The sequence below is a fragment of the Roseomonas sp. BN140053 genome (assembly GCF_047690175.1).
Taxonomy (GTDB): domain Bacteria; phylum Pseudomonadota; class Alphaproteobacteria; order Acetobacterales; family Acetobacteraceae; genus Roseomonas.
Genome location: NZ_JBLLEB010000051.1, coordinates 21,042 through 27,528, shown reverse-complemented (window position 1 = coordinate 27,528; position 6,487 = coordinate 21,042). Strand labels below are relative to the sequence as shown.

The 6,487-nt window shown below is 75.5% G+C and carries 7 protein-coding genes; 1 reads left to right on the top strand and 6 read right to left on the bottom strand.

Going from position 1 to position 6,487, the window contains the following annotated elements:
• Positions 1-2: 2 nt before the first annotated feature.
• The 6 genes from ACLIBK_RS23685 to rfaD form a co-directional block, all read right to left on the bottom strand.
• Entirely contained in the window at positions 3-971 is a 969-nt protein-coding gene (locus ACLIBK_RS23685; RefSeq protein WP_415389775.1) for a hypothetical protein, read from the bottom strand.
• Positions 972-1,217: 246 nt separating this feature from the next.
• Complete coding sequence (locus tag ACLIBK_RS23680; RefSeq protein ID WP_415389774.1) at positions 1,218-1,925, bottom strand: hypothetical protein; 708 nt, start codon at positions 1,923-1,925, stop codon at positions 1,218-1,220.
• 75 nt (positions 1,926-2,000) lie between these two features.
• A complete protein-coding gene (gene pgeF / locus ACLIBK_RS23675) occupies positions 2,001-2,759 on the bottom strand; it encodes a peptidoglycan editing factor PgeF (protein WP_415389773.1) in 759 nt (252 codons plus the stop codon).
• On the bottom strand, positions 2,756-3,799 hold the full coding sequence (locus ACLIBK_RS23670; protein ID WP_415389772.1) for a class I SAM-dependent methyltransferase: 1,044 nt from the start codon (positions 3,797-3,799) through the stop codon (positions 2,756-2,758). Before ACLIBK_RS23670 ends, pgeF begins: the two co-directional genes overlap by 4 nt.
• A 110-nt stretch (positions 3,800-3,909) precedes the next feature.
• Complete coding sequence (lgt, locus tag ACLIBK_RS23665; RefSeq protein WP_415389771.1) at positions 3,910-4,761, bottom strand: prolipoprotein diacylglyceryl transferase; 852 nt, start codon at positions 4,759-4,761, stop codon at positions 3,910-3,912.
• On the bottom strand, positions 4,758-5,729 hold the full coding sequence (gene rfaD, locus ACLIBK_RS23660; protein ID WP_415389770.1) for an ADP-glyceromanno-heptose 6-epimerase: 972 nt from the start codon (positions 5,727-5,729) through the stop codon (positions 4,758-4,760). Before rfaD ends, lgt begins: the two co-directional genes overlap by 4 nt.
• Positions 5,730-5,826: 97 nt before the next feature.
• On the opposite strand from rfaD, the gene ACLIBK_RS23655 reads away from it, so the two are divergent.
• Positions 5,827-6,351, top strand: coding sequence for an accessory factor UbiK family protein (locus ACLIBK_RS23655; protein WP_415389769.1), 525 nt, complete (start codon positions 5,827-5,829; stop codon positions 6,349-6,351).
• Positions 6,352-6,487: the final 136 nt, after the last annotated feature.

Here is a 6,487-nt window from a genome sequence, read left to right as displayed (position 1 = left end):
GCCTAGCGGCCGGCGGGGCGCCCGCCCGGCACGGCGCCGGGCGCGGGCGGCGCGCTGCCCGTGGCCGGCGGCGCCGCGGCGGCGGCCGGCGTGGCGCCGGGGGGTGCGGCCGCGAAGCCGCCGGCATTGGCGATGATGTCGCGCACCGCGCCGGAGGCTTCCTCCGCCACCACGTAGGCGACGTCGCCCCAGAGGCCGTTCAGGCTGCCCGGGGCGATCTCGTTCAGCTGCAGCGCGCGGCCGAGCTCGAAGCCGTCGCGGCGGGTGACGATCCACTGGATCTCCACGCGCTGCTTGCCGGCGGCGCCCGGCGCCATCGTCACGTCGCCCTGCACCGCGAAGGCGGCGCCGGCGGCCTGGTCCTGCACCACCAGCCCCTTGGTACCCAGGAAATCCGTCATGCGCGCCGCCAGCGCCCGGTTGCCGTCGCCCGGGGCACCGCGCACCGGCACCAGCCGGATGCGCGGGGGCGTCCCGGCGGCCAGGGCGGCGGGGTCGGCCGAGCGCTGGGCAACATCCACCCGGCCCAGCATCGCCGCGATGGCCGGGGCGTCGCGCCCGGCGGTGTCCCGCAGCGTGGCTTCCGTGGCCATGGCCCAGCGCTCCACCGGCACCGGCGTCCCGCGCGCCTGGGCCAGGGGGCGGTTATCGGCGTCCGACAGGGCATAGGCCGGCACCACGTTGCGGCCCTCGCGCTCGGCGGTGATGGTCAGGTGCCAGTCCAGCGGGGTCGGCGGCCCGGCCACGGCCGGGACCTCGGCGGCTTCCAGCGCCTCGGCGATGGCCACCGCCAGGGCGGTGCTGCCCTGGTCCGGCAACAGCGCCGCGTCGGGCGCCGGCACGGCGATGCGATAGGCCGGGGGCTGCACCAGCTGCCGGGCGAGGCCGCCGGGACGGCCGCGATAGGGCTGCGGCAGGTCGCCGCAGGCCGCCAAGCCACACAGGAGCAGGAAGGCGAGGGAAAGGCGCATGCTCTCAGCCCAGCACGCAGGATGCCATCAGGGTCAGCATCATCAGCAGGAAGAATAGGATTACGTAGGGCATGGCGCGGAGGCTTATCGGCGGGCCTGCCCGTCCCGTCGAGCCTCAGCGCCGCGGGCAAGGAGTCTGGCGGGGCGGGTCCGCGCCACCGGGGCGGGGTTCAGTCCCGGCGGCTCTCGTCCTCCTCGCGCAGGGCGCGGGCGGGGCGGCGGGATTCCCGCTCGCGCCACCAGCCCTTACGGACCACCCGCATGGGCGGGGGGTCCGGCCGGGGCGGCGCCGGGCTGGCCCCCTCCCCCGGCCGTTCGGCCGGGGGGGAGCGGGGCGGCGGCAATGGTTCCAGCGGGAGCCTGCGGCTCGGCATGCGGCTCGGCGACCCTCCTCGCGGGCGAGGCCTGATGCAGGCCGCTTACCACGGCCAGGGCCACCAGCGCCACGAACACCAGCACGGAACACAGCGTCGCCAGCCCGGCCGCGTTGCGCCAGCGCGCCCGGCGCTGGTTCACGGCGCGGTTGTTGTCCGCCGCCAAGGCGTACTGCTCCACCAGCGTGGCGCGCACGGCGGCCAGGGCCGCGTCGCTGGCCAGGGCGGGCGAGGCGCCGTCGGCTTCCGCCTGGGCACGCACCGCCTCGGCGTAGCGCAGCAGCTCCGGCTCCCGCGACACGTAGCGCAGCTCGGCCGGGGAGATGGAGCGCGCCAGGCAGACCAGGGCGCATAGGGTCGCGGCAGCCGCCGCCCCCAGCAGGCCCGCGGCGGCCCAGAACACCCCGCCCTGCTGCATGCCGAACCAGTCGCGGATCTGCGCCAGCGCCGCCACCTGCAGCGCCAGGGTGGCGGCAAAGAAGGGCAGGCTGCGCCAGACATTCTCCTCCTGGTCGATCTCCTTGCGGTAGGAGTCGCCGAAGGTCCTTTCCAGGTGATCGAGGGAGGGGTCGGCCGGCATGGCCGGCGCAGTATACCCGATTCCTAGGAAAATCGACGGATTCTTGGACCGAATTCCTGCACTGGGCCGGGCCCTTCAGGAGGCCGGCAGCGCGATGGCGGAAATCTGGTGGCCGATCGGGCCGCCGCCGGCCAGGGTGCGGCGGCGGTGGCTGAAGAAGCGCGCCTGGTCCGGCAGGGTGTCGGCCGCCAGCACCTCGACCTGTCGCAGCCCGGCCGCGCGCAGCCGCGACTCGATGAGGCCCGCCATGTCGAACTGCCAGTGCGCCTCGCGCCGGCCGGGGGCGAAGAAGCGCGGGTCGCCCACGGCGTCCCAGACATCGCGGCCGACCTCGTAGGAAGGCTGGCGGATGCAGGGGCCGAGCGCGGCGGCGATGCGGTCGCGCCGGGCACCCAGGGCTTCCATGGCGTCCACGGTGGCCTCGGCCACCCCGGCCACGGCGCCGCGCCAGCCGGCATGGCAGGCGCCGATCACCCCGGCCTCCGCGTCGGCGAAGAGGATCGGGCCGCAATCGGCGGTGACGATGCCCAGGGCGATGCCGGGCCGGTCCGTCACCACGGCGTCCGCCTGCGGCCGGGCGCTGTCGGGCCAGGGCTCGCGCACCGTGGCCACGGCGACGCCGTGCACCTGGAACAGCCCGACCAGCGCCGCCGGCGGCAGGTCCAGCGCGGCCGCCACCAGGGCGCGGTTTTCCGCCACATGGGCGGGATCGTCGGCGCCGGAGAGCGAACAGTTCAGCGACGCGAAGGGGCCTTCCGACACGCCGCCGCGGCGGGTGAAGAAGCCGTGCGGGACGTCGCGCAGCGTTTCGGCGCGGAGGAACTCGGCGGTCATGCGGCCTCGAAGCCCGGGGGTGTCGGCAGGGCGGGGTGGCACAGGGCGAGCGCCTTGAACAGCAGCCCCATCGCTTCCGGCGCATGGAGGCGCTGCGCCGCGGCGAGGTGTTCCGCCGCGCGGCGCGGGTCGACCGCGGCCAGCACCGCGGCGCGCTGCGTCAGCCCGAGGCGGCGCAGGAAGATGCCCTGCGGCAGAGGGCCGTGCGCCGCGGCGCCGGCGGCGCGGGCGGCCTCCGCCAGGGCCAGGAAATCCACGTGGGCGGTCAGGTCGGCGGTGCCGGGCGCGGCCAGCGGGTCGGCGGCGCCGTGGGCGCGCACGGCCTGCAGGCTGTCGCCCGCCCCGCCCTCGGCGCTGCCGTAGTCCAGGAACAGCGCGGCGCCGCCCTGCGCCGCCAGCCGGGCCGCGAGGCGCGACACGATCGCCAGGGCGGCGTCGGAGCGTTCGCGCACGGTGCCGTCCGGGGCGTCGGCGGTCGGCGGGTCGGCGGCGTCGCGCAGCAGGAAGGCGCCGTTTCGCACCCAGCGCTCGCGCCAGAGGCCGTCCTGCCGCTGGAACTGGCGGATCGGCAGGGCGTCGAGGAACTCGTTGGCCAGCAGGATCAGCGGGCCGTCGGGCAGTGCCTCGGGCGCGTCGTGCCAGGTGGCGTCCGGCAGGCGGGCGCGCTGCGCCGCGCGCAGGGCGGGCGAGGTTTCCACCAGGTGCAGGCGGGCGGCGCGGGCGAAGCCGGGCATGACTTCGCGGATCGCGCGGGTGGCGTCGGCCATCAGCGTGCCGCGGCCGGGGCCGAGCTCGGCCAGCAGCACGGGGTCGGGCGAGCCCATCAGCTGCCAGGTGACCGCCGCCCAGAGGCCGAGGCATTCGCCGAAGACCTGGCTGATCTCGGGGGCGGTGGTGAAGTCGCCGCCGGCGCCGAAGGGGTCACGTCCGGCGTAATAGGCGGCGACGGCGCGGGCCATGAAGTGGTCCAGCCGTTCGGCCTCCGCCGTAGCCCGGGGCGGCAGCGCCGGGCCGGCGTCGGGTGCCGCCCCCGGTGCCATCCCGGCCTCATCGCCGGACGGGGCGCCCGGTGGCGTCCCGGGCTCGTCGCCGGACGAGGCGCCCGATGCCGTCCCAGGCTCCTCGCCCGGCGCGGCCTGGGGGGCTGCAGTCACGCCTTGCCCGCGACGGGTTCCCGCGCGTCCCCGGCCACGGCGCCGGGGGCCGGGGTGGTGTCGGGCCGGGCGCGCGCCATCAGCCACAGGCCGACCAGCAGCATCGGCACCGAGAGCAGCTGCCCCATGGTGGCGCCGCCGAACAGGAAGCCGAGCTGCGCGTCGGGCTGGCGGAACAGCTCGCCGATCATCCGCGCCACGGCGTAGCCGGCCAGGAAGGCCCCGGACACGAAGCCGGCGCGGGCGCGGATGGCGGGGCGGTGGATCAGGATCTGCAGGATGATCAGCAGCAGCAGACCCTCCATCCCGGCCTGGTAGAGCTGGGAGGGGTGGCGCGGCTCCGGCCCGGCATGGGGAAAGATCATGCCCCAGGGCACGTCGGTGACACGGCCCCAGAGCTCGCCGTTGATGAAGTTGGCGATGCGGCCGAGGAACAGGCCCAGCGGCACCACGGCGCAGACGCGGTCGGAGAAGGAAAGGAAGCTGAGACGCCGGGCGCGGGTGAAGAGCCACAGCGCCAGAATCACCCCCGCGGCGCCGCCGTGGAAGCTCATGCCGCCCTGCCAGAGGTAGAGCGCTTCCCAGGGGGCGGACAGGTAATGGTCGGGCTTGTAGAAGATGACGTAGCCGAGCCGCCCGCCCAGCACGATGCCCAGCGTGGCCCAGGTGACGAAGTCGTCCACCTGTTCCCGCGTGGCGGCCACAGGGGCCAGTGCGGCCAGGCGGCGCACAGCCCACCAGCCCAGGACGATGGCGCCGATATAGGCCAGCGCGTACCAGCGCACCACGAAGGGCCCGACGGCCAGGGCCACCGGGTCGAAGGCGGGAAACAGGATCGCGGGGATCACGCGGCGTCCTTCATCATGGACTGGACGTAGGAAGTGACGCCGGCTTCCAGCGTCGTGGGGGCCTGGGTGAAGCCGGCGGCGCGCAGCCGGTCCATGCGGGCCTCGGTGAAGTACTGGTACTTGCCGCGCAGGTCGTCGGGCATGGGCACGTAGCGGATGTCGGGCTCCCGGCCCATCGCGGCAAAGACCGCCAGGGCGAGGTCGCGGAAGGAGCGCGCCGTGCCGGAGCCGCAGTTGAACAGGCCGGACACGCGGTGGTGGTCGATCAGCCACAGCATCGCCGCGACGCAATCGTCCACGTGGACGAAGTCGCGCTGCTGGCCGCCATCCTCCACGCCCTCGCGGTCGGAGGCGAAGAGGGTCGCGGGCTCGCCGGCGGCGATCTGCAGGAACTTGTGCCGCACCACGCTGGCCATGCGGCCCTTGTGGTCCTCGTTGGGGCCGTAGACGTTGAAGAACTTCAGCCCCGCCCATTGCGGCGGCGCCATCCGGCCGCGGGCCAGCAGGTCGGCAACGCGGCGGTCGGTGGCGTGCTTGCTCCAGCCATACAGGTTCAGCGGCTGCAGCTGCGCCAGCGCCGCGGGGTCCATGTCGTCGTCGAAGCCGCGCGAGCCGTCGCCGTAGGTGGCGGCGGAGGAGGCATAGATCAGCGGCACGCGGTATTCGGCGCACCAGTCCCACAGCTTCAGCGTCAGGGTCAGGTTGTTGGCGGCCACCAGGTCGCCGTCGCGCACGGTGGTGGCGCTGATCGCGCCGAGGTGGAGGATGCCCTCGATCTCGCTGGCGCCGTCCAGCCAGCGGTCCAGCTCCTCCGGCGGCACGATCCCGGCGATGGGATGGGGCGCGAGGTGGCGCCACTTCTCGCCGTCCCGCAGCCGGTCGCAGACCGTGACCTCCGCCCCCCGGGCGCACAGGGCGCCGACCAGGTTGGAGCCGATGAAGCCGGCGCCGCCGGTGACCAGGAACATGGCGGTGCATCCCGCGTTGCTAGGACCGGGGCGGTGCAGACCCCATATGCGGCCGGTGATGGCAGCGCGCGCCGTGCGCGGCAAGGGAGTGTGCGAGATGCAGGACGAACGTGGACCCGGCAACGGCGGCGGCAGCACTGGCGGGGGGTTCGGCGGCTTCGGCGGTGGCCCGCGCGGCGGGCGCTTCTTCGACGACATGGCCGGCGTGGCCGGCGGCGCCTTTTCGGCCCTGGCCGGGTTGCGCGGCGAGGCGGAGGCAGCGATCCGCTCGCAGCTGGAGGGCATGATCCAGCGCCTGGAGCTGGTGCGGCGCGAGGAACTGGACGCGGCCATGGAGCTGGCCCGCCGGGCGCGCGAGCAGTCGGAGGCCCTGGCCGCCCGGGTGGCGGCGCTGGAAGCGAAGCAGGCCTCGCCCTTCACCGGCGAGCCGCAATGGGCCACGGGCGCCACCGCCGGCGAGAGCGGCGGCGCGGCGGGCGGCATGCCGGGCGGCGGCACGACCCCGCCCGCGGCGCCCGCGGTGCCCGACCCCGAGGCCGGCGCGCCGCCGAAGCGCCCGGAGAACCCGGTGGCGGAGAGCACGGACGAGGCCGGCCCCGACCCGCGCGGCGGGCGCGACTGAGGCCGGCGCGGGCGGAAACGGGTCGCGCGCCCCTTTCCGCCCGTCGCCGTGCGGTGGGTGTCCCTACCTTTCTCCGCCCTTGCCCCGGGGGCTTGCCCCCATCCCCGACCGTGGCCGGCGAAAGAGGCCGTTACGC

Bases quoted from the DNA above. Each gene is read 5' to 3' on its own strand.
- ACLIBK_RS23680 (WP_415389774.1), bottom strand. From the start codon at position 1,925: ATGCCGGCCGACCCCTCCCTCGATCACCTGGAAAGGACCTTCGGCGAC.
- ACLIBK_RS23670 (WP_415389772.1), bottom strand. From the start codon at position 3,799: ATGGCACCGGGGGCGGCACCCGACGCCGGCCCGGCGCTGCCGCCCCGG.
- ACLIBK_RS23685 (WP_415389775.1), bottom strand. From the start codon at position 971: ATGCGCCTTTCCCTCGCCTTCCTGCTCCTGTGTGGCTTGGCGGCCTGC.
- ACLIBK_RS23655 (WP_415389769.1), top strand. From the start codon at position 5,827: ATGCAGGACGAACGTGGACCCGGCAACGGCGGCGGCAGCACTGGCGGG.
- rfaD (WP_415389770.1), bottom strand. From the start codon at position 5,729: ATGTTCCTGGTCACCGGCGGCGCCGGCTTCATCGGCTCCAACCTGGTC.
- pgeF (WP_415389773.1), bottom strand. From the start codon at position 2,759: ATGACCGCCGAGTTCCTCCGCGCCGAAACGCTGCGCGACGTCCCGCAC.